Annotated in this window: 19 protein-coding genes; 4 read left to right on the top strand and 15 right to left on the bottom strand. The window is 66.8% G+C overall.

Annotated elements, in window-relative coordinates; genetic code table 11:
• Positions 1–76 precede the first annotated feature (76 nt).
• The 4 genes from NQJ30_RS00140 to NQJ30_RS00125 form a co-directional block, all read right to left on the bottom strand.
• The gene (locus NQJ30_RS00140) at positions 77–1,066 is read right to left on the bottom strand and encodes an Lrp/AsnC family transcriptional regulator (protein ID WP_255767630.1); all 990 of its coding nucleotides are present in this window, start codon (positions 1,064–1,066) and stop codon (positions 77–79) included.
• Positions 1,067–1,166: 100 nt separating this feature from the next.
• Positions 1,167–2,411 carry an amidohydrolase gene (locus NQJ30_RS00135; RefSeq protein WP_255767629.1) on the bottom strand — a complete coding sequence of 415 codons (1,245 nt, stop codon included), beginning with the start codon at positions 2,409–2,411 and terminating at the stop codon, positions 1,167–1,169.
• Positions 2,412–2,468: 57 nt separating this feature from the next.
• Entirely contained in the window at positions 2,469–3,200 is a 732-nt protein-coding gene (locus tag NQJ30_RS00130; RefSeq protein WP_255767626.1) for a hypothetical protein, read from the bottom strand.
• Positions 3,201–3,222: 22 nt separating this feature from the next.
• On the bottom strand, positions 3,223–3,957 hold the full coding sequence (locus tag NQJ30_RS00125; protein WP_255767625.1) for a DUF5058 family protein: 735 nt from the start codon (positions 3,955–3,957) through the stop codon (positions 3,223–3,225).
• Between the two features lie 721 nt (positions 3,958–4,678).
• Here NQJ30_RS00125 and NQJ30_RS00120 point away from each other — a divergent pair.
• Both NQJ30_RS00120 and NQJ30_RS00115 read left to right on the top strand, forming a co-directional pair.
• A complete protein-coding gene (locus NQJ30_RS00120; RefSeq protein WP_255767623.1) occupies positions 4,679–5,125 on the top strand; it encodes a hypothetical protein in 447 nt (148 codons plus the stop codon).
• A 122-nt stretch (positions 5,126–5,247) separates the two neighbouring features.
• The gene (locus NQJ30_RS00115) at positions 5,248–5,724 is read left to right on the top strand and encodes an HNH endonuclease (protein ID WP_255767622.1); all 477 of its coding nucleotides are present in this window, start codon (positions 5,248–5,250) and stop codon (positions 5,722–5,724) included.
• A 25-nt stretch (positions 5,725–5,749) separates the two neighbouring features.
• Here the strand turns inward: NQJ30_RS00115 and NQJ30_RS00110 are convergent, their stop codons facing one another.
• Together NQJ30_RS00110 and NQJ30_RS00105 are read right to left on the bottom strand one after the other, a co-directional pair.
• Complete coding sequence (locus NQJ30_RS00110) at positions 5,750–6,259, bottom strand: DUF2087 domain-containing protein (RefSeq protein ID WP_255767619.1); 510 nt, start codon at positions 6,257–6,259, stop codon at positions 5,750–5,752.
• A 34-nt stretch (positions 6,260–6,293) separates the two neighbouring features.
• A complete protein-coding gene (locus tag NQJ30_RS00105; RefSeq protein WP_255767618.1) occupies positions 6,294–6,971 on the bottom strand; it encodes an aspartate/glutamate racemase family protein in 678 nt (225 codons plus the stop codon).
• A 217-nt stretch (positions 6,972–7,188) separates the two neighbouring features.
• On the opposite strand from NQJ30_RS00105, the gene NQJ30_RS00100 reads away from it, so the two are divergent.
• Positions 7,189–8,031, top strand: coding sequence for a hypothetical protein (locus tag NQJ30_RS00100; protein ID WP_255767616.1), 843 nt, complete (start codon positions 7,189–7,191; stop codon positions 8,029–8,031).
• A gap of 175 nt (positions 8,032–8,206) precedes the next feature.
• Here NQJ30_RS00100 and NQJ30_RS00095 read toward each other — a convergent pair whose 3' ends face one another.
• From NQJ30_RS00095 to NQJ30_RS00075, 5 genes are all read right to left on the bottom strand, one after another.
• Positions 8,207–8,584 carry a VOC family protein gene (locus tag NQJ30_RS00095; protein ID WP_255767614.1) on the bottom strand — a complete coding sequence of 126 codons (378 nt, stop codon included), beginning with the start codon at positions 8,582–8,584 and terminating at the stop codon, positions 8,207–8,209.
• 21 nt (positions 8,585–8,605) lie between these two features.
• On the bottom strand, positions 8,606–9,190 hold the full coding sequence (locus NQJ30_RS00090) for a class I SAM-dependent methyltransferase (RefSeq protein ID WP_255767613.1): 585 nt from the start codon (positions 9,188–9,190) through the stop codon (positions 8,606–8,608).
• A 67-nt stretch (positions 9,191–9,257) separates the two neighbouring features.
• Entirely contained in the window at positions 9,258–10,295 is a 1,038-nt protein-coding gene (locus tag NQJ30_RS00085; protein ID WP_255767612.1) for an AAA family ATPase, read from the bottom strand.
• 114 nt (positions 10,296–10,409) lie between these two features.
• On the bottom strand, positions 10,410–11,465 hold the full coding sequence (locus tag NQJ30_RS00080; protein ID WP_255767609.1) for a 2,3-butanediol dehydrogenase: 1,056 nt from the start codon (positions 11,463–11,465) through the stop codon (positions 10,410–10,412).
• Positions 11,466–11,489: 24 nt separating this feature from the next.
• Positions 11,490–13,280, bottom strand: a complete 1,791-nt coding sequence (locus tag NQJ30_RS00075; protein WP_255767608.1) for an NAD(P)-binding domain-containing protein — start codon at positions 13,278–13,280, stop codon at positions 11,490–11,492.
• Positions 13,281–13,463: 183 nt separating this feature from the next.
• On the opposite strand from NQJ30_RS00075, the gene NQJ30_RS00070 reads away from it, so the two are divergent.
• Positions 13,464–14,762, top strand: coding sequence for a GAF domain-containing protein (locus tag NQJ30_RS00070; protein WP_255767607.1), 1,299 nt, complete (start codon positions 13,464–13,466; stop codon positions 14,760–14,762).
• A 137-nt stretch (positions 14,763–14,899) separates the two neighbouring features.
• On the opposite strand, the gene NQJ30_RS00065 is transcribed toward NQJ30_RS00070, so the two are convergent.
• The 4 genes from NQJ30_RS00065 to NQJ30_RS00050 form a co-directional block, all read right to left on the bottom strand.
• Entirely contained in the window at positions 14,900–16,225 is a 1,326-nt protein-coding gene (locus tag NQJ30_RS00065; protein WP_255767606.1) for an MFS transporter, read from the bottom strand.
• Between the two features lie 94 nt (positions 16,226–16,319).
• Entirely contained in the window at positions 16,320–17,060 is a 741-nt protein-coding gene (locus tag NQJ30_RS00060) for a FadR/GntR family transcriptional regulator (RefSeq protein WP_255767604.1), read from the bottom strand.
• A gap of 72 nt (positions 17,061–17,132) precedes the next feature.
• Positions 17,133–18,494, bottom strand: a complete 1,362-nt coding sequence (locus NQJ30_RS00055) for an NAD(P)H-dependent oxidoreductase (protein ID WP_255767603.1) — start codon at positions 18,492–18,494, stop codon at positions 17,133–17,135.
• A gap of 187 nt (positions 18,495–18,681) precedes the next feature.
• The gene (locus tag NQJ30_RS00050) at positions 18,682–19,347 is read right to left on the bottom strand and encodes a DUF3841 domain-containing protein (protein WP_255767601.1); all 666 of its coding nucleotides are present in this window, start codon (positions 19,345–19,347) and stop codon (positions 18,682–18,684) included.
• Positions 19,348–19,369: the final 22 nt, after the last annotated feature.

Raw genomic sequence — 19,369 nt, 5'->3', positions numbered from 1 at the left:
CAACGCGGGGTCACTCCCTGCCCGATGAGGCGACTTCATCGGGCAGGGAGTGACCCCGCGTTGCTGTTGGAAGGAATCAGCCGGCCTGAAGAAGCGGGAGCTTGCCGTCCACGTAGGCAACCGTGCTGCGCTTGTAGATCCCTGCCACCAGCGAGAGGTCCACGCCGGTCACGCCGGGATGCGCCGCGATCCCTTCCATGACCCCGCGCAGTTCCGCGAGGGTCCGGGTGGCGGTTTGGACGAGGATGGTGCCGGCGATGTTGGCGGCCCAGCGGCTGGCGGGGAGGTCGGCGACGTACCGGCCGGCGGCATCCAGGGCTGCAGCCTCGGCGCGCACGGTCAGGATCCCCTCGACGGGGTACCCGATGGCTGAGGGGTCCAGGACGGCACGGACATACACGGCGCCGTCGTCGATGAGGGTTTCGAGCCGCCGGCTGGCGGTGGCTTTGGACACCCCCAGCCCTGCGGCCAGTTCGTCGATGGTGATGCGGCCGTTGGCGCGCAGGAGTTCGGCCAGGGCACGGTTCTGCTCGTCGAGCTGCGGCATCCCGAGTTCCGTGTACCGGGTGGCGAACTGCGGGTGTTCGGAGGGGCTGAGTGCCTCGTACTGTTCCGGGGTGAGGACGTCAGGCCGCCAGCCTGAGACCGTGCGGTAGTACTCAAAGATCGGCTCGAGCGAGAGGTCGCGGACGCCGTCGAGCGCGGCGAGTTCGCCGTACAGGAACGGACCCACGGCGTCGGGCTCGAGGAAGAGCTCAACGACGCATTCGCTCGCCCCGGCCAGCGCGCTGATCCAGTGCGTCTCCGGCCGTTCGGCAAGCCAGGTCCCGATCGTCGCGACGGCCGACGGTGCGGCGGCGACACGAAGCAGGTACAGGTCCACGGGCGCCAGCGCACCGGGGCTTGGGAACGACTGGACCCGCACTTCCCCGGACGCGAGCAGCCTGTTGCCGCGGCGGGCCACGGTGCGCTCCTGCTGCCCCAGCACTTCCGCGATGAGCCGCCACGGCGCCCGGCCGTTGCGGATGAGGGCCGCCACGATCTGGCGGTCAAGGTCGTCGAGCATGCGTACCATCCTTCCATCCCGTCTGGCCTCTCCCGGACAACCTCCCCGGCGCTTCAGGCGAGCGTACGACGGCGGATGCGCACCCGCCGTCGTACGTCACCTACTTGCCCAGGTACTCGAGCAGCACCGCGAGTGCGGCGCCGGTGCCGTTGATCACGGCGAGCTCGGCGTCGGGCGCGAACTGCGGCGAGTGGTTGCCGGCGGGCGCGGCGCCGTCGGCGAAGGCCTCGGCGGGGAACGCGCCGAAGGACCAGAACACCACGGGGACGCCGATCGCGTCGCCCAGCCAGCCGGCGTCCTCGGAGCCCATGCCGAGCGGCTGGGCAATGACGGAACCGGCGCCATACGCGGCTTCGAGCGCGGCGGTGGCGCGAGCGGTGTGCTCCGCGTCGTTGAAGAGGCGCGGGAAGCGGTTGATCTCCACGATGGCGGGCTCGTCGATGCCGGAGGCGGCGGCCTCGGCGGCGACGATGCGGCGGATGGAGGCCAGGACGTGGGCGCGGACATCCTCGTCGGGGGTGCGCACATTGACGCTGAACTCGGCGGTCTCCGGGATGATGTTTTCCTTGAGGCCGGCGTGGAAGGTGCCCACGGTGACCACGGCCGGCGTGATGGGGGCGAGCTCGCGCGAGACGATGGTCTGCAGGCGGAGCACCATGGAGGCGGCCGCGACGATGGGGTCGAGGGATTTCTCCGGCTGGGAGCCGTGGGCCTGGCGGCCGCGGACGGTGATCCGCCAGGAGTCCGCGAGGCTGGCCATGTTGCCCGGGCGGAGCCAGAACTTGCCTGCCTCGAGGGGCATCACGTGCTGGGCGAGGACCACCTCGGGGCGCGGCGCACGGTCCCAGAGTCCGTCGTCGACCATTGCCTTGGCGCCCCATGCGGTTTCCTCGCCGGGCTGGAAGAGGAGCACCACGGTCCCGTGCCAGGCGTCGCGGTTCGCAGTGAGGTACTGCGCAGCGGCCAGGGCGGCGGTGATGTGGGTGTCGTGCCCGCAGCCGTGCATGGTGGGTGCCTCGCTGCCGTCGGGCAGGGTGCCGGTGGCGGTGCTCGCGTAGTCCAGTCCGGTGGCCTCGGCGATGGGCAGGCCGTCCGTGTCGGCGCGGAAGCCCACCACCGGGCCCTCGCCGTTGGTGAGGAGGCCGACGACGCCGGTACCGCCGGAGCGGAAATGCTCGATTCCCAGGTCGGTCAGCCGCGCCTCGATCGCTTCCGCGGTGCGGTGCTCTTCTGAGGACAGCTCCGGCGCGCGGTGGTAGTCCTTGTAGAGGGCGATGTGCTCGGTGACGAAGTCCGCGGGGACCTCGATACCGTTGGCGAGGGCGACGGTGGTGGTGTCAGTCATGATGGCCTTTCGTATCACTCAGGTTCAGGTCAGTGCTGGTCGGTGCTGGTCGCGGGGTCAGTGCCCGGCGGACACCGGCGCGTCAGGTGCCCCGGACTCCTCGGTGCGCTTGCGGGCGAACCAGGCGACGAGGATCACGGCGACGACGGCGATGGCGGTGGCGTAGTTGGCGAGCGCCGGTGCGAGCTTGATTACGCCGTAGACCACGACGGCGGAGACCACCGCGGCGATGATGGTGATTCGCATGTTCTTCATCGATACGACGGCCTGGACGGTCACGGCGCCGAAGACGGCGGCGAGGATGTAGAGGCGGGCCACCGCGACCACGCCGGCCGGCAGGAGGCCCAGGAGCCAGGTGCCGAGGAAGCCCACCAGGACGATGAGCGTGATGATGTGGACGAAAGCGGCACCGATGATCGCAGCGCCCGCGATCAGCTCGGCCCGGCGGGTGCCCGGCTTCTCGCCGAGATCGGTCTGGGCAATGAGCGCGGAGGGAAGCAGCTTGTTGGCGATGTTGCCGATCATGAACGCCTGGTACATCGCGGAGCGTCCAAGGATGGGGTAATAGGCGATCGGTTCGACGACGGCGATGATGCCGAAGGTCGCGAAGACGATGCCGAAGGCGGTCCACACCTCCTGGCCCGTGATGCCGAGGCCCGTGCCGAACGCGGCGAACAGCGCGGCGGCGAGGGAGACAAGGAAGCCGAGGGCCAGGGTGATGGGGCCCCAGATGGAGGTGGTGCGGTCGAACTGGGCGAGCCCGTCGAGGGATGCGGTCTTGGTTGACATGAGCGGTTCTCCTGGGCTCGTGCTACTTGGCGGTGACAAAGAAGGCGGCGGCGAGGGCCACGAAGATGGCGATGCCGAGGCCCCACTCGCGCAGCCAGGGCTTGTCCAGGAATTTCGCGGCCGCGATGCAGAGGCCCATCACGGCCGCCGAGACAAGCAGCACCAGAATGTGGACCCCTGATTTGGTGGTTTCGGTGAACGCGAGCGTAAAGAACGCGGCGAGGATGGCGGCCGTGGGGACCACGGTCATGATGGCGGGGTTGACCTTGCGCAGCGTCTTGTCGCCCTTGGACAGGATGGGCGTGAGGATGAGCGCGGTAAGCATCCACACAAGGCCGCCCAGGGTCATGGCGGCGAAGCCGATCGCGAAGACCTTCTGGGTGTAGGTGGGGCCGCCGAGCTGCGCACCCTGTGACTGCGCGGCGAGGCCGGCCGCGGCGACGTCGAACGCAGCGGAGCCCACCAGGCCGATGCGGGTCAGCACGGCCGGGGTGCTGAAGAGCGGGAGCAGCGAGACGGCAACGAGGGCGACGGCGAGCGAGGGGCCGATCGCGGCGATGCCGCCGCGCCGGAGCGAACCCGTCACCTGTGCGTCGGTGAGGTTGGCCGAGCCGGCGGCCTTGCGGATGGCCCGCAGGTAAATGACGGACTGGAGCACGATGACCGCAAACACGGCGGCGGCGCAGATCCAGAGGACGGGGTGGAAGGACACCGGTGTGATGTCGGTGGAACCCGGGTCAACGGCGAAGCTGTGCATTCGCACTCCTTTTTCGGTTTCATCTGCGGGTCAGGTGTGACGGCGGTCTAGCCTGCCTGTGATCCACATCATGATTACTGATTTCCACCATGAAACGCTATTTAGTGTCTATAAGTCAAGCAATTTTGGTGAATGGTGTCGATAATCCCGCTTTATGGGCACCTGAAGACCATTTCGGAGTGCGGTTGCAGCGCTTCGCCCGCGTCGCCAATGCCGTCGGCCGCCGTGACGGTCACGAGCCGCCTATCGAGTCGTCCCTGTTCCTGCGCCAAACCTGGGACGAAGTTGAGCAGACGTTGAGGCTCGGGCATCAGACTTGCTTGGATGGCCCTGCTCATTTCCCTGCCAACAGCAGGCCGCGGGTCATGCTGTGCGAACGCTTCGCATCTACTTGAACAAATGGGGGCAATAAATGAATACATTCTTTGGTCGCAATGACGCGCCGAAGCCTGTCAACAAAGGAGTTGGCCTTTTGGTCCGGCCTTGGCCGCAGCCACGGATTTCCCGACGGCGGGTGGCTGGTGTGGCTCTGTCGGTCGCCGTAGTCATTTCAGCGACAGCCTGCGGAGGCCAATCCGCGGCCTCCCTCGCTGTTTCCCCGTCGAGCGAGTCCGCATCCTCCACGGCATCGCCGACCCCCACTCCAACCGCGCCGGCCTCGTCTGCCTGCCTCACCGAAAATGCGACCGAAAAGTATTCGCCGAAGGTCTTTATTTGCACCATGACCGATGCCGGAAAACTGCAGTGGCTGGAGCAGTCGGAATCGAAACGCGTAACTGATGCGAGGGCGGCGGCGGCAGCTAAGGTCGCGGAGAAGGCGGCCGCGGACAAGGCGGCCCAGGAAGCCGCCGCCAAGGCAGCAGCAGACCAGGCCGCTGCGGAAGCGGCCCGTCAGGCGGCCGCTGCCGCTGAGACAGCCCGCCAGCAGCAAGCAGCTGCCGCAGCGGCAGCCGCTAAGGTGCAGGCGCCTGTGCGGCCTGCCGCCCCAGCGGCACCGTCCGGATGCGACCCGAACTACGCGGGAGCATGTGTGCCCATCGCGTCTGACGTCGATTGCGCCGGAGGAAGCGGTAACGGGCCTGCGTATGTGAGGGGACCTGTCACCGTCATTGGAACAGACATCTATGGTCTCGACAACGATCGGGACGGTGTGGGGTGCGAACGGTAACCGGCGCGGTGGCGGATAACTCTATGGTGGAGTTGAGACGCATCTACTGGAGCCGGCAGACGCTCAAATTAGCCTATTCGGCAACGATTCTGTGGTTGGGATTTTCGATACTCCTGTCCCTCATGCCGAATAGCGCGGTGACAGCTTCGGGACCGGGCATCTCCGGCGTAACGGGCGTGCTCCAGGGCATGGCCAGCCGCGTCCTGGAGGCAATTGCACTGCCTGGAGGCTTGCTGGTGGCCCTTGCCATCGTGGCGGCAGTCGTAGTGGGCCGCGACGTCCGACGCCGGGATCCGGTTAGGCGCTTCACGCGCCAGCAGCGCCGCGAGGGGATGGCCCGCGCAGCCGGCCAATGCGAAATGGAAGCCGGATTCAGGCGCCGGTGTTCCCGTCCAGCCGAGCACGGGGATCACTTCTACCCGTGGTCCAAAGGTGGCTCCACGAGCCTGCAAAACTTCGTCGCGGCGTGCGCCCGCTGCAACAGGGCGAAAGGCGCCAGAATTCCGTCGCCGGGCCAACAGGAACGTATACAAGAACGACGGCGGAACTACGTTCTGCCCGGCGGTTCAGTGGGCGTCGGCGAAAGGCAGCCGCTCTAAGCTCTGGTGATTAAGCTGCCGGTGCTCATTCCGGCCGGCAATACGAGGACCCCGATGCGGTCCTCTCCAGCAGCCCGAAATCCACAAGGTAGCGGCGCAGCAGCACCACGTCCTCCGTGTAGCTCAGCAGCCGCTCATTCACCTGCCGCTCCGTGAGGTCCTCCCCCGGCTGGATGGCTTCGCTGACGATCCAGGCCAGGAGCTCGCGCCGGTCCGCCGCACTGGCCGGGTACCTGTCGATCCTGCCCAGGCGCAGGAAACGGTCCACCCCGGTCTTTGGCTGGCGCTTGGGCTGCTGGGACAGCAACTCCCGGAAGACCGTCTCGGCTGCCTGGTAACGGTTGTCCCCGGACGGCTCCACCAGCCCGGCCACCAGCAAGATGGCGATTGCCCGGGCACGGCGCTGCTCCTTCGCGTCGGCATGGACATCCTCACCGAGCACGATCTGCGCATAAGCGGTCCGCGCGTCCCGGTTGGCAAGCGCCGCCATCACCCGGCGCCAGTGCGGCCCGCTGTGAGCGGACGGTCCGTTCATGTGCCTCCACCTCCCATTGCTATTCGGAGCGGAGCTACCCAAGGGACGGGATGCCCGCGGCCATCGCTTCGACCGCGGCACGGGGGCTTGTCAGGACGGGTGTCGCGAGCCCGGACAGCCGGGTGGCGGCGGGTTCCATGCTCGCCTGGGCGAGGACGACGGCGTCGCAACAGTCTGCGAGGGCACGCGCCGCCTCCGCGATGCGGGAGTGATAGAGCTCCGCATCTCCGCTGAGGAAGGCATCCCACGCTCCATCCACGACGCTGACCTTAAGCGACACATCGGCTCCGGCGTCCGCAGCCTCCTCGGCGAGGACTCTCGTGGTGGGCCCGACCGTGCTGGCGATCGCCGCGACGACGCCGATTCGCGGGCCGAGCGTCACGGCCCGGCGAAGCATCGGCCGGTCGATCCGGATCACCCGAAGGCCGTCGCCCGACAGTTCTTCCGCTACCTCGCCGAGCGTTGAGCAGGTGCACAGGACCACCTCGCACCCGGCCTTCCGGAGTTCCGCAAGGTGGGCAGCGACGACGGCGCGCACCGATTCCGCGGTTCCGTCCTGCCGGGCAAGCTCCAAAGCGTCAGGATCTACCCGGTGGACCGTGCGGGCGGAGGGCAGGAGCTCCTGGGACAGGGTTTCGAACGTGGCCACGTGGACCTGGGCCGTGTGGAGGAAGCCGACGGTGCCGGAAGGGCCGAGACGGAGTTCGGTCATGGGGCCTGACTGTAACAGAGCGTCCTCGCAACGTGGAGGCGGTCGTACTCCATAAGGCACCGACCGGCTTTCCCGCATTCGAAATCATCCCGGGTCGATTCTCCCCGTGATGTTTGCCCGCCCCACGAGGATCCCCTTTCAGCCCACCCGAGGCCTATAGTGAGGCGCATGACATTGAGCGGCACGCGGTGCCCGTGGCGCCAACGGAAGGCGGATCGTGGCTAGAAGCGAGGACTACATCGAGGTAGATGCAGTCATACGGATGCCTAAGGGTGGGCGCCTGGCGGACTCGAAGAAGACGGAAGGATGGAGTCGCGGCTTCACACCTAATTCCACCGACAAGGGGCCCGAGCACGTCGAAATTCGCCTCAAGGATGGTAGCGAGAGCGCTGCGAACGAGCCGACACCTAGGGACCCTCACTTCACCTTCTCCGATGAATACATCGAGCTTCCGCGCCAAAAAACACGTGAGCAAGAGGAACTTGAGGAAGTGCTCGGACTCCTCGTCATGCTCGCCCTCGCCAAAGCCACTGAGTGGGCGCAGCCGCGCCTACAGCGCCTCTGGCACGAGCGCATGATCCCGTTCTTCAACAAGAAGCGGGACCAATGGCAGGAGCGCAAGGCGCGGCGCAGGGCAGACAAGCATGCAGGATCGGACGTGCTTACAACTGACGCCCAAACTATCTCCGTCGAAGAGACGTACGCGGTCGGTGACGCCCTCAGAACGTACGAGGCAAACATAACCAGCGCCGAGGCGCGACAGCACTTCGCCGAAGCACTCATCGCCCAGGAATTCGTCAATATGAAGATGCGGCTCCTGGCCAATGCTCGCGTAGAAGATGGGGGACTTACGGCTGAGCTGGCCAGTGCAGTTCAAGCGCTGACGCCCAAGCAGGTTGAGAATGCGCTCGACTTGATCCTGGCATCGAAGCCCACGATGCTCGATGACCTTGGCAAGTTCGTCCGGGTGAATCGCGAGGAAGGTCAGCTTCAGCTTGGAAGCCCCACGATGACAGCGGCTCTCCGTCTTACCAATGACGGCTTCATCGAGAAGGCGTAGACCGGCTCGAACATCCCTTTGCCAGCACTTGCACTGCTTGACGTCTGTGACCCCTCGGACCCGCCGGGCACCCAAAAGTGCGAGAGCGTTGGAGCAGGCGACGGCAGAGTCGCTTCGGGGAACGTCCGACGGCGGCGCCTCCTTGGGTGCCTCACCGAAGGGGCCCTGCCGCGGCTTAGGCGTCGAGCCGCCTGCGCAGGAGGCAGAACTCGTTGCCCTCAGGATCCGCCAGCACGTGCCACTGCTCGCCGCCGGCCTGCCCGACGTCGGCCGGGCGGGCGCCGAGGGCCAGCAACCGTTCCAGCTCGGCGTCCTGGTCCCGGTCCATCGGGTTCACGTCGATGTGCAGTGGCAGCCGTCCGGTCCGCGGATTGGTGCTGGGGCTCAGGATGATGGTGGGCTGCAAGCCACCGAACCCGGCATCGGCCGGGCCGATCTCGATGGCGCCGTCCTCCCGGTCAAGCTCGACGTAGCCAAGGACGCCACACCAGAACCGCGCGAGCAGTTCGGGATCGGCGCAGTTCAGGACCAGTTCGCTGATACGGGAGACCATGACCCCCAGTGTACGGTTCGTTCAGCCGGGCAAGCCCGGGCTCGTGGCCTTGCCCAGGATGTGGGCCACGGAAGGGGCCAGGGCAGTAGGCGCGAAGCCGAACCGTTCATGGTCCCGAACGGTGAAGCCGGCCGCCCTGATGGCACTGAGCGTGTCCCTGTTGGGGTGGCATCCACCGGCGGCGCGCTGCCAGACAGGCGTCAGCAGGTCTTCAACCGCTGCCACGAGGGGCCGTTCGGAGCGGACGTGTTCGTAGTAGGCCAACGTCCCGCCCGGCTTCAAAATGCGCCGGATCTCCGCCAGGACAGCGCCCTGATCCTGGACACTGCACAGAACCAGGCTGACCACCACGGCGTCAACGCTGGCAGTGTCCGCCGGGACGTGCTCAGCGGTTCCGGGAATCACCGTCACCCTGACGGGGGCCGTGCGTGCCTCCTGCAGGGCAAGTCCCCGAAGGTAGTCGTCCGGTTCAACGGCCAGGACATGGGTGACCGCCGGCGGGTAGAGCGAGAAGGAGGGCCCGGCCCCAGCCCCAAGCTCCACGACGAATCCGTGCAGGCCTTCCACAAGGCGGCGGCGGTGTTCACTGGCTCCGCGGCGGTTCATGACCTCATCAACCTCGTGGACCTGACGCGTTCAGATCTCCTCCTGCGACCAGCCCTGGCTGTCGCGGTCAGACCAGCCAGTGCCACCAGCGTGGCCGCTCCGGCTCCGGCCCAGGTTCCGGCTCCGGCTCCTCGCCCAAGGCCAGCGCGGCCCCGACGATGTCGTCCGTGGTGATGGTCATGACGGCCTCGCGGTCGAGCGCGTCCAGGCTTTGTTCCTCGTCGAGCGAGAGCCGCAGCGCCTGGCGGTTGATCGCCTGCTCGAACAAAGTGCGAGCAAACCGGGCGTTGCCGGAGTCCTCGCCCGCGTGGAGCCCAGTGAAGATGCGGCGCAGCATCTGGTCCGCCCCCGGCTCCAGCGTGTACTCGTGCTGGGCCAGCATCTGGTGGAAGATCGTCTGGAGGGCGTCCACCGAGTAGTCGGGGAACGTGATCTCGCGGGCGAACCGGGAGCGCAGTCCGGGATTCGAGAGCAGGAAGGACTCCATCAGCCGCGGGTACCCGGCAACGATCACCACCAGGCGGTGGCGGTGGTCCTCCATGCGCTTGAGCAGGACCTCGATCGCCTCGGGGCCGAAGTCCATCCGGCCGTCCTCCGGGGCCAGCGCGTAGGCCTCGTCGATGAACAGAACACCGTCCAGGGCACGCCGGATCACCCGGTCCGTCTTGATGGCGGTCTGGCCGACGTACTGCCCCACCAGGCCCGAACGGTCCACCTCCACCAGATGGCCTTTCTGCAGCAGGCCGACGGCCCGGTACATCTCGGCCAGAAGCCGCGCCACCGTGGTCTTGCCCGTGCCCGGGTTTCCCAGGAACACCAGGTGCTGTGAGGTGGCCACCTCCGGGAGGCCGTGCGCCTTGCGGCGGGCCTGGACCTGAAGCAGCGCCACGAGGGCCCGCACCTGTTCCTTCACCGTCTCCAGTCCCACCAGCGCGTCGAGTTCAGCCTGCAGCTCGGACAACGGCCGGGCCGGCCCGGGCCGTACACCGATGAGATCGCCCACCAGGTCGTCGACGCGCTCGGAACCGCCGGGCAGCTTGAGCTGATCGGCCAGGTGGCCGATGGTCTCACGCAGCTCGTCGAGCGGTTTGCGGCCGGAAGCCATGCATCCACTGTAGACCTCGATTACCGACCCCGCGCAGGTTCGCCTCCAGGCAGGAAGGACGACGACGGCACGTGCGTCCCGCCGTCGTCCTTCCTAGCGCCTTCCCACCGGAGCCTACGGGTGCACCAGCACCTTGACGGCCGTGTCCTTGTGGTTGATGAGGGTGTCGAAGCCCTGCTCCACCAGGTCATCGAGGGCGATCCGGCCGGTGATGAACGGCTTGAGGTCCACCTTGCCCTCCTGCACCATCCTGATCACGGCCGGGTGGTCCCGCACATAGGCGATGGTGCCACGCAGATCGATCTCCTTCAGCACCAGCTTCTGCATGTCCACCGTGGCCGGAGCACCCCAGATGGACACATTGACCACCACGGCGCCGGGCCGGACGGCGTCGAGCATGGTGTCCAGCACCGCGTTCACGCCCGCGCATTCAAACGCGACATCCGCACCCGTGCCGCCGGTCAGTTCCAGCACCCGCGCCGGAACGTCCTCCTGGCTGGGGTCCAGGACGTGGTCCGCCACCCCGCTGGAGGTGGCCTTCTCCTTGCGGGCCTGCGTGAGCTCACTGATGATCGTGGTGACGCCCATGCCCTTGAGGACGGCCGCGGTGAGCAGGCCGATGGGCCCGGAACCGCCCACCAGGGCAACGTCGCCGGCCTTGACGCCGCTGCGCGCCACCGCATGGTGCGCCACGGACAGCGGCTCGATCAGCGCGGCCTCATCCAAGGGAATGTCCCCGATCGGGTGCACCCACCGCTGGTCCACCACGATCTTCTCGCTCAGCCCTCCCCCGCCGCCGGACAGCCCGATGAAGCCCATCTGCCGGCACAGGTGGTAACTGCCCGCCTGGCACATGTCGCAGTCGCCGTCCACGAAATAAGGCTCGACGACGACGTTGTCACCCACCGTCAGCCCCTCCACGCCTTCGCCGACCTCGGACACGGTCCCGGAGAACTCATGGCCCAGGGTCACCGGTGATTCCTCGTGGGAGAGCGGGTGCGGGTGTCCCGGCGCCGGGCAGAAGATGGGCCCCTCCAGGAACTCGTGCAGGTCCGTCCCGCAGATGCCGCACCACGCGACGTCGATCTTCACCGCTCCCGGCCTGAGCTCCGGCTCCGGGATGTCCTCGATCCGGATGTCCTTGCGGGCGTGGAAACGTGCTGCCTTCATGATTCCTCCATGCTGTGAATGTGGCTAGCGGGTGTGGTGGCTGGGCTGCAATTCGTACACCGGCGTCTCCAGCCCCTCCATCCGGGCCTTAAGCTGCAGGGCCAGGTAGGCGGAGTAGTGGCGGCTCTGGTGCAGGTTGCCGCCGTGGATCCAGAGGTTGGGGACGTTGGTTGGTTTCCACATATTGCGCAGCTCCCCTTCCCAAGGTCCAGGGTCTTTCGGCGTGTCTGAACCGTAACCCCAGCACTTGCCCACCCGGTCCGCGATCTCGGGCGAGACCAGGTCCGCCAGCCAGCCGTTCATGGAGCCGTAGCCGGTGGCGTAGACAATGAGGTCGGCTTCGAGCTCCGAACCGTCGGCCATCACCACGGCGTTGCCCGTGATCTTGGAAACCTGCCCCGACTTCAGCTGCACCCGGCCGTCGATGATCAGCTGGGAGGCGCCGACGTCGATGTAGTAGCCGGAGCCGCGCCGCAGGTACTTCACGAACAGCCCGGACCCGTCCACGCCGAAGTCCAGGTCGAAGCCGGCGGCCTCCAGCTGGGAGTAGAACTCAGCATCCCGGGACGCCATCTCCTGGTACACGGGCACCTGTGCCCCGGGCAGGATCCGGTACGGCAGGGACGCGAACAGCAGGTCGGCCTTCTCCGTGGTCACCCCTGCATCCAAAGCCCGCTCGGAGTACAGGTCGCCCAGTGCAAGGTCCATCAGCGATTCGCTGCGGGCGATGTGGGTGGAGGAGCGCTGCACCATGGTGACGTCGGCGCCGTGCTCCCACAGGTCGGCGCAGATATCGTGCGCGGAGTTGTTGGAGCCGATCACCACGGCTTTTTTCCCGGTCCAGTCTCCACCGCCCGGGTGCTGCGAGGAATGCCGCTGCTCCCCCAAAAAGGACCCCGCGCCGTCGAACGCTGGAATGTTCGGGTAACCCGAGACACCCAGGGCGAAGACGAGCTGCTTGGGCCGCAGTGTCACCGGCGACCCGTCGCGGACTACACGGACCACCCATTCCTGGGTGCCGTCGTCGAACTCGGCGCCCACGCACTCGGTGCCGCCCCAGTAGTTCAGCTCCATGATCGCGGTGTAGTGCTCCAGCCAGTCGCCGATCTTGTCCTTGGCGGCGAAGACGGGCCAGTCGTCGGGGAACTTCAGGTAGGGCATGTGGTCGTACCAGACGGGGTCGTGTAGGTGCAGGGACTTGTAGCGGTTCCGCCAGGAGTCGCCCGGCTTCTGGTTCTTCTCGATGACGAGGGTGGGGACGCCCAGGCGCCGCAGCCGGGCCGCGAGGCCGATGCCGCCCTGCCCGCCGCCGATGATCACCGTGTAGGGCTGCTCCTCGTAGCCGAGCCGCGCCTCGCGCTCCTCCTTCTGTTCCAGCCAGGAACGGCGGCCCTTGATGATCTCGTGCGCCACGCTCTTCTCGCGGCGGGTGCCCTTCTTCTCCTCGAAGCCCTTCAGCTCCTGCATGGTGGTGAGCAGCGTCCAGCATTTGCCGTTCCGCAGCCGGAGGTGGCCGTAGCCGCGGGCGGCGGCGGTTTCGAACGTGATCCAGGCTTCCGCGCTGCCGTCGGCGCCGGTGGCGTCCTCGGACAGGGCCCAATCAGAAGGCTGCACGTGGTCCAGCGTCGCCTCGAGCATCTGCCGGATGTCCGCCTTGCCTTCGAGCGTCTTGAGGTTCCAGGTGAACGCCACGAAGTCGCGCCAGTAGCTTTCGTCCTCAAAAAGCTCGACGGCGGCGTCCACGTCGCGCCGCTGCAGCGCGGTATCCAATTCGGTCAGCCAGGCCTGCGCGGCTGCGGTGGGTGTTTCGGTCATGTCCACTCCTTTGTGTCGTATGGTCCGTATGTCTGTTGGTCCCGGCGGCCCCGTCCCGCCGGAATCCCCTGCGCTAAGCTGGTACGGGCGTGAGCTGCAATCACCATTGCAACGCAGTGGGGGTTTCATCCGCGTTACACGGGCACTGTCGGCAAGGGTGCCGCCGGTGAGGAGGACACTGTTTTGGACTATGGCCTGAGGTTTTCGGACCCGGCGAAGTACTCGCGGGCCCTGCGCCGCGCCCACGAACTGGTCATCTCCGGTGTCCCGCGCCCGGAAATCCCCCACGACCTGGCGGAGTCGTGGCGCCGCTCCATGGCCCTGGGCATCAGCCCGGACCAGCACAGCCCGCGGCACCTGCACGACGTTTCCGACGTCCTGGAGCTGCGGCGGGAGCACCGGCTGCAGCTGGTCATGCCGGCGCTGCACGACCTGCTGGCCGACGATTCCAGTTCCGGGCGGCACCTCTTGGTGCTCACCGACGCCCGCGGCGAGATCCTGTGGCGGGTGGGCAGCCCGGACGTGCTGCGGCGCGCGGACCGGCTGGAGTTCTCCGAAGGGGCCGACTGGTCCGAGGCTGGCATCGGAACCAACGCCATCAGCGAGGCGCTGCTCGCCGGCCGGCCCGTGCAGCTGTTCTCCGCCGAGCACCTGGTCCGCACCCACCACGAGTGGGCCTGCACGGCGGCGCCCATCACGGACCCTTTGACGGGTGCGCTGCTGGGCGTGCTGGACGTTTCGGGACCGCTGGACACCATCAGCGCGGACACGCTGCGGATGGTGCGGTGCGCCGTCCGGGTGGCGGAGGCACTGTTGGGAACGTCCGACGGCGGGAGGTCCTTGAGTGCCCCATCTGGCCGAAGTGCGTCCCGGCAGGCGGCCCGGCCAGTGGCTGCGGTGGAGGCGTTGGAGCTGCTGGGTGACAAGCCCGCCGCGGGTTTCCGGGACGGCAGGCGGGTACCCCTGACGCTGCGGCGCGCGGAAATCCTGGCACTGCTGGACTCACGGGTCCAGGGCTGGACTGCAGAAGAACTGGCCTACGAGCTGCACGGTGATGCGGGGACGCCGCAGGCCATCCGGACGGAGATGTTCCGGGTCCGCACCCTGCTGGGCGATGCCGTGGAGTCGAACCCGTACCGGTTTGCTGCGGGCCTGGCCGGCTGTTCGGATGCGGCGCGGGTCCTGCGGTGGCTGCGCGACGGGCGGGTGGCCGACGCGCTGGAGGCATACACCGCTCCCCTGCTCAGCAGGTCCGGGGTCCTGGCGGTGCAACTGTTGCGGGACCGGTTGGATCTTGCAGTTGGTTCGGCCGTGCGGTCCAGCGGCGACGCGGGACTGCTGATTGGATGGCTGTGCACGGATATGGGTTCCGCTGATGTGGCAGCCGTCGAGGCGCTGGGCCGGCTGGTGGGACCCGGGGATCCGAGGTATCTGGCGTTCCGCGCCGGGGCGGCAGCCGCGGAGCGGGCTTTGGCGCCTTAGCCCCGGAGTGCTGCGGCTGAGCCGCGGCTGCGGGAAGGACGGACGACGGCGGAACGTGCGTGCCGCCGTCGTCGTTCCCGCTTGCGTCCGAGGGGACGCCAAGGGGCCCGGGCAGAAGCCCGGGCCCTTTGTGGGAATTACTTGCCGGAGGCGATGAGCTGGTCCACTTCGGCTATCTCGCGGCCGCTCCAGGTTTCCTTGGTGGCGAGGGCGGCGATCAGGCCGATGAGGCCGCAGCCGATGTAGACGATTGACACGCCGCCCCAGCCCCACGCTGCCGCCGTCGCGGTTGCGATCAGCGGGATGAAGCCGGAGAGGGCGGCGGAGAACTGGTAGCCGATGGAGGCCCCGGAGGTCCTAGTGTTGGCGTTGAACAGTTCGGAGAACCAGCCGCCCTGCGAGCCGGCTAGCATGTCGTGCAGGACGGGGAGGGCAATGACGTAGACAAGGACCACCAGGAACGGCACCCCGGTGTTCACCAGGAGGAACATGGGGAATCCGAAGAGGATGATGCCGGCGCAGCCGGCGATGTAGAGCGGGCGGCGGCCGATCCTGTCCGTCAGCCTGCCCCAGAGGATGGTGGCGACGATGCCGATGGCGGCTGCGAGGACGAGGCCGGTCAGGCCCACCTGCCGGTCGACGATCTTGTTGGTGGAGAGGTAGGACAGCATGTAGGTGACGATCACGTAGAAGCCGCCGGATTCCGCCAGACGGAGGCCGATGACGCGGAGGATGTTCCTCCAGTCCTCCTTGATGACGGTGAGCAGCGGGTTCTTGACCAGGTCGCCGCGTGCCTTGGTCTCTTCAAACTCCGGCGACTCGCTGACCTTCATGCGGATGATGATGCCGGCGATGATGAGCACGGAGCTGGCGAGGAAGGGGACGCGCCAGGACCACTCGTTGTTCCAGCCGGTGGTGCCCAGGAACACGAGGTTTGCCAGCAACAGTCCCAGCGGGACGCCGGCCTGGGGAATACCCGTGTACTGCCCGCGCTTGCGCCAAGGGGCGTGTTCGAAGGTCATCATGATGGCGCCGCCCCATTCGGCCCCGAAGGCCAGGCCCTGGACGATGCGGATGGCCACGAGCAGGATCGGTGCGAGGACGCCCACCTGCTGGTACGTCGGCAGGACGCCGATCAGGAAGGTGGCGCCGCCCATCACCAGCAGGGCACCCACCAGGACGGGTTTGCGGCCGAATTTGTCGCCGAGGTAGCCGCCGATCAGGCCACCCAGGGGTCGCATGAGGAACCCGACGGCGAGAGTTGCGAAGGCCAGCAGGGTTGCGGCCAGCGGGTCCTGGCCGGGGAAGAACGCGGTGCCGAAGTAGAGGGCGGCGGCGGTTCCGTAGGCGAGGAAGTCGTAGTTTTCGATGGTGGTGCCGACGGCGCTGCCGATGGCAACCTTGAGCTTGTCCGGCGATCCATGCTCGGCCTGGCGGGCATGGGATTGTGTGAGAGCGCTCATCGCGTTCATATCTCCTTTGATACGGGACCTTTTGTCCCTGCGGTGGTGTGCCGCTAAGCGCTGCTGCCCCCGTGTGTGCCGCCGGAGTCCGGCGTCACTGCTGGTGTGTCAGCGCCTCTGCGTTTTCGATGTTGTAAAAACTGCGGATGTGGTTTCCAACTTCACGCCGGGCTTCTTCAGCGTTTCGTTGGCGGATGGCCTCGAGGATGTCGCGGTGCTCCTTCCGGACCACCTTGGCGGTTTCCTTCCAGTTCTCCAGCCGGGCGTAGGCTTCGATCATTTGGCGCTTGATGGCGGTCCGCAGGGACCCCATCAGATGTGCCGTGAGGGAGTTGCCGGTGGATTCTGCGATGCGGACGTGGAATGCCGCGTCCAGCCGGTTGAACTCCGCCGTGGTGATATCCGGGTCTTCCATCTGGTCCAGGATCACTTCGAGATCCTGGAGGTCTTCGTCCGTGGCCCGGTGGGCGGCCTCCTCACAGCACCAGGTTTCCAGCGCGATCCGGGTCTCCAGCACCTCGGTGTGGTCGAACTGCCCGAGGGCGAGCTGGAGCTTGAGGAGGTTCACGAAGCCTGACCCGGGTTCGCCAACGAGTACCGCCCCGCCCTCGGCACCGCCGCCCGGACGGATGTCCACGATGCCGAGGGCTTCCAGGACCCGGAGTGATTCCCGCAGTGACGGCCGGGAAACGTTGAGGAGGGCTGACAGGTCCCGTTCACTGGGGAGCTTGTCCCCGGCTTTGAGCCTGCCGTCCAGGATGCGGTCTTCTATTTGGGTCATGACCTGTTCGTAGGTGCGGACCCGCTGTACTGGTTCCCATGCTGGTGCTGGCATGCCGGTTCCCTTTCGATTGTTCATCCCGGCCTTCACCGGACTCCCTCAATCGTAGTTCTCGGCCTGATGGTCTTACCGCTGGACCGACAGCATCTCGCTGCGGAATTCGCTTTCGAGCTGCCGGCGGATCTGAACGGCCAGCAGGGTCTCGTCGGCGTCCACGTCGTCCCACGTGACGGTGCCGTCCTTGGGGACGTCGCGCTTGAGCTTCATGCCGTGGGCGAGTCCCAGCGGCAGGGCGTTGCGCTCCAGGGAGATGTGTGCGGGGGCGAGCTTGCCGAATGCGGTGTAGCCGCCTTCGCCATCGAGCACCTCCCCCGCCTTCAGGTTCTTCTTGGCCGTGGTTACAACGTCGCCGCGGAAGCCGGTGGGCGAACCGGTGGCTTCGCCGCGGAGGACAGCCGAGGCGATGCTGACCCCGAGTTCCAGGCCGATCATGTGGTACGGGCGGTAGAGGGATCCGTAGCGGCCGGTGGGATCGGTCTTCACGCCGTATTCAGCGAAGCACTGGACGGCGTAGTCCGTCTTGGCCTCGAAGGTCACGTAAACGCCCCAGCGCAGGTCGCGGTCCACCTCGGTGCCGTCCCGGTTCAAGCTGGACGCGATTTCCACGGTACCGCGGCGGGTGAGCATGCCGCCCACCGACTTTTCGCGGTAGACATTGGGCAGATCGTCGACGCCGGCGGGCGGGAAGAAGAGCCCCTCATCCTGGGGAATGAGCCCGGTGCCGTTGGCCACCGCGGCCATTTCGATGGCGGATTTGGTTCCATCCAGGAACGAGTTGAACATCTTGGGGTTGAAGTCGCCGCTGGCGAGCTGCTCGTCGGAGAAGCCGTAGTAGTTCCAGACGGTGTCCGGGGTGGAGTAGTTGTACTCGGGCAGGTATTTGGTGCCCTTGCCCGCGGCCACGATGTCGAACCCGACGGTGCGGCACCAGTCCACCATTTCGCAGATCAGGGCCGGCTGGTCGCCGTAGGCCATGGAGTAGACCACGCCGGCCGCTTCGGCGCGGCGCTGAAGAATGGGGCCCACCATGCAGTCGGCCTCGACGTTGACCATGATGATGTGCTTGCCGTTGTCGATGCTCTGCACGGCGTGGGCAGTGCCGACGATCGGGTTGCCGGTGACCTCCAGGATCACCTCGATCTGCGGCTGCGTGATGAGGTCCACCGAGCTGTCGGTCACGAATGTGGTGCCGTTGCGCAGCGCCTCGGCGAAACCCGAGGCGGCGTAACGCTCAGCCGGCCAGCCGGTGCGCTGAAGGGCGCCCTTCGCCTTGGGAACGTCGATGTCCGCGACGCCGACGACGTGAATTCCTTCGGTGTTGAGGGCCTGCGTCAGGAACATGGAGGCGAACTTGCCGGCGCCGATCACGCCCACCCTGATGGGGCCCTGGGTGGCGGTGCGCTTCTGCATCAATGAGTAGAGATTCACAGCTGCTACTTCCTTGTAGTGGTTACTTGGTCCGTTGGTCTGACCATCTGGCATTAACAGTCTCAGAAGGTGATTTGGCTGTCAAGGGTTGAGTGGAAAGGGGTGCTCCACCTACTGAAAAAAAGCACCCCTTGGGCCTGTGTGGTCTACCTCATAGTGACAGAAGCGGCGATGCGGGTAGGAGCGCCTAACGCGAAATGAGCCGCACTGCCTCCACGACGTCTCCTGCGCGCAGCAGGTGCGCGGTTGCCTGAACGGCGTCCCAGCGACCAAAGTTTGCCGGGTCAAGGAAGTGCTCCCAGCCCTGCTCAAGGTCCCACCGGACATCCGCGGGCCAGTCCCGGAATCCTTCATGGAAGACGCCGGCGGCGCGCTTGCGATCATCGAGCTCGTCCCAGATCTTGTGCCGCCGCGAGTCGTAAGCGTCGTCGCTTTCACCGGGCAGTTCGAGTACGTGCGGAGATCCGTTCAGGGCGCAGTGCCAGTCTACGTAGTGTGAGAGCAGCACCCGCTCCCTAGGGATCCGGCAGGTTAGCAGCACCCCGCCCCGGTGGTTCCTGCTGCTGTCCACCAGGCAGTCACGGGTTGTGCGCGCCCAGAACCAGAGCGCACCGTCTCCAGTGGTGGGCAAGCGACGGTCCATCTCCCGCTGCATCCAGCCATAGGCATCGGCGAAAAGTGGCTCCGCCAAGCGCTGGTCCGGCAGGAGTTGCCCGGTCGAGAGGAGTTCCTCGAAGGCCTCCTCAGTCTGGAAAGTATGAAGCAGCAGACGGTCAGCACTCAGGTCGTAGCCGACGCGACCGGCGGCAATCGCACAGTTGGGGAAAGACCGGCGGACAGGAAACTTGGGCACAGGAGGAGCATAGGGGAAGGCT

It is taken from the genome of Pseudarthrobacter sulfonivorans (genome assembly GCF_024391045.1).
GTDB classification, from domain to species: Bacteria; Actinomycetota; Actinomycetes; order Actinomycetales; family Micrococcaceae; genus Arthrobacter; species Arthrobacter sulfonivorans_B.
Note: the sequence above shows the minus strand (reverse complement) of the source record. Positions and strands in the feature narration are given on the sequence as shown.

What these genes read in the sequence shown, in the direction of transcription:
- NQJ30_RS00105 (WP_255767618.1), bottom strand. Translation starts at nt 6,971, where the DNA reads ATGACCGAACTCCGTCTCGGCCCTTCCGGCACCGTCGGCTTCCTCCAC.
- NQJ30_RS00060 (WP_255767604.1), bottom strand. Translation starts at nt 17,060, where the DNA reads ATGCCAGCACCAGCATGGGAACCAGTACAGCGGGTCCGCACCTACGAA.
- NQJ30_RS00065 (WP_255767606.1), bottom strand. Translation starts at nt 16,225, where the DNA reads ATGAGCGCTCTCACACAATCCCATGCCCGCCAGGCCGAGCATGGATCG.
- NQJ30_RS00080 (WP_255767609.1), bottom strand. Translation starts at nt 11,465, where the DNA reads ATGAAGGCAGCACGTTTCCACGCCCGCAAGGACATCCGGATCGAGGAC.
- NQJ30_RS00085 (WP_255767612.1), bottom strand. Translation starts at nt 10,295, where the DNA reads ATGGCTTCCGGCCGCAAACCGCTCGACGAGCTGCGTGAGACCATCGGC.
- NQJ30_RS00140 (WP_255767630.1), bottom strand. Translation starts at nt 1,066, where the DNA reads ATGCTCGACGACCTTGACCGCCAGATCGTGGCGGCCCTCATCCGCAAC.
- NQJ30_RS00110 (WP_255767619.1), bottom strand. Translation starts at nt 6,259, where the DNA reads ATGAACGGACCGTCCGCTCACAGCGGGCCGCACTGGCGCCGGGTGATG.
- NQJ30_RS00090 (WP_255767613.1), bottom strand. Translation starts at nt 9,190, where the DNA reads ATGAACCGCCGCGGAGCCAGTGAACACCGCCGCCGCCTTGTGGAAGGC.
- NQJ30_RS00115 (WP_255767622.1), top strand. Translation starts at nt 5,248, where the DNA reads ATGCCGAATAGCGCGGTGACAGCTTCGGGACCGGGCATCTCCGGCGTA.
- NQJ30_RS00130 (WP_255767626.1), bottom strand. Translation starts at nt 3,200, where the DNA reads ATGTCAACCAAGACCGCATCCCTCGACGGGCTCGCCCAGTTCGACCGC.
- NQJ30_RS00095 (WP_255767614.1), bottom strand. Translation starts at nt 8,584, where the DNA reads ATGGTCTCCCGTATCAGCGAACTGGTCCTGAACTGCGCCGATCCCGAA.
- NQJ30_RS00135 (WP_255767629.1), bottom strand. Translation starts at nt 2,411, where the DNA reads ATGACTGACACCACCACCGTCGCCCTCGCCAACGGTATCGAGGTCCCC.
- NQJ30_RS00125 (WP_255767625.1), bottom strand. Translation starts at nt 3,957, where the DNA reads ATGCACAGCTTCGCCGTTGACCCGGGTTCCACCGACATCACACCGGTG.
- NQJ30_RS00075 (WP_255767608.1), bottom strand. Translation starts at nt 13,280, where the DNA reads ATGACCGAAACACCCACCGCAGCCGCGCAGGCCTGGCTGACCGAATTG.
- NQJ30_RS00120 (WP_255767623.1), top strand. Translation starts at nt 4,679, where the DNA reads ATGACCGATGCCGGAAAACTGCAGTGGCTGGAGCAGTCGGAATCGAAA.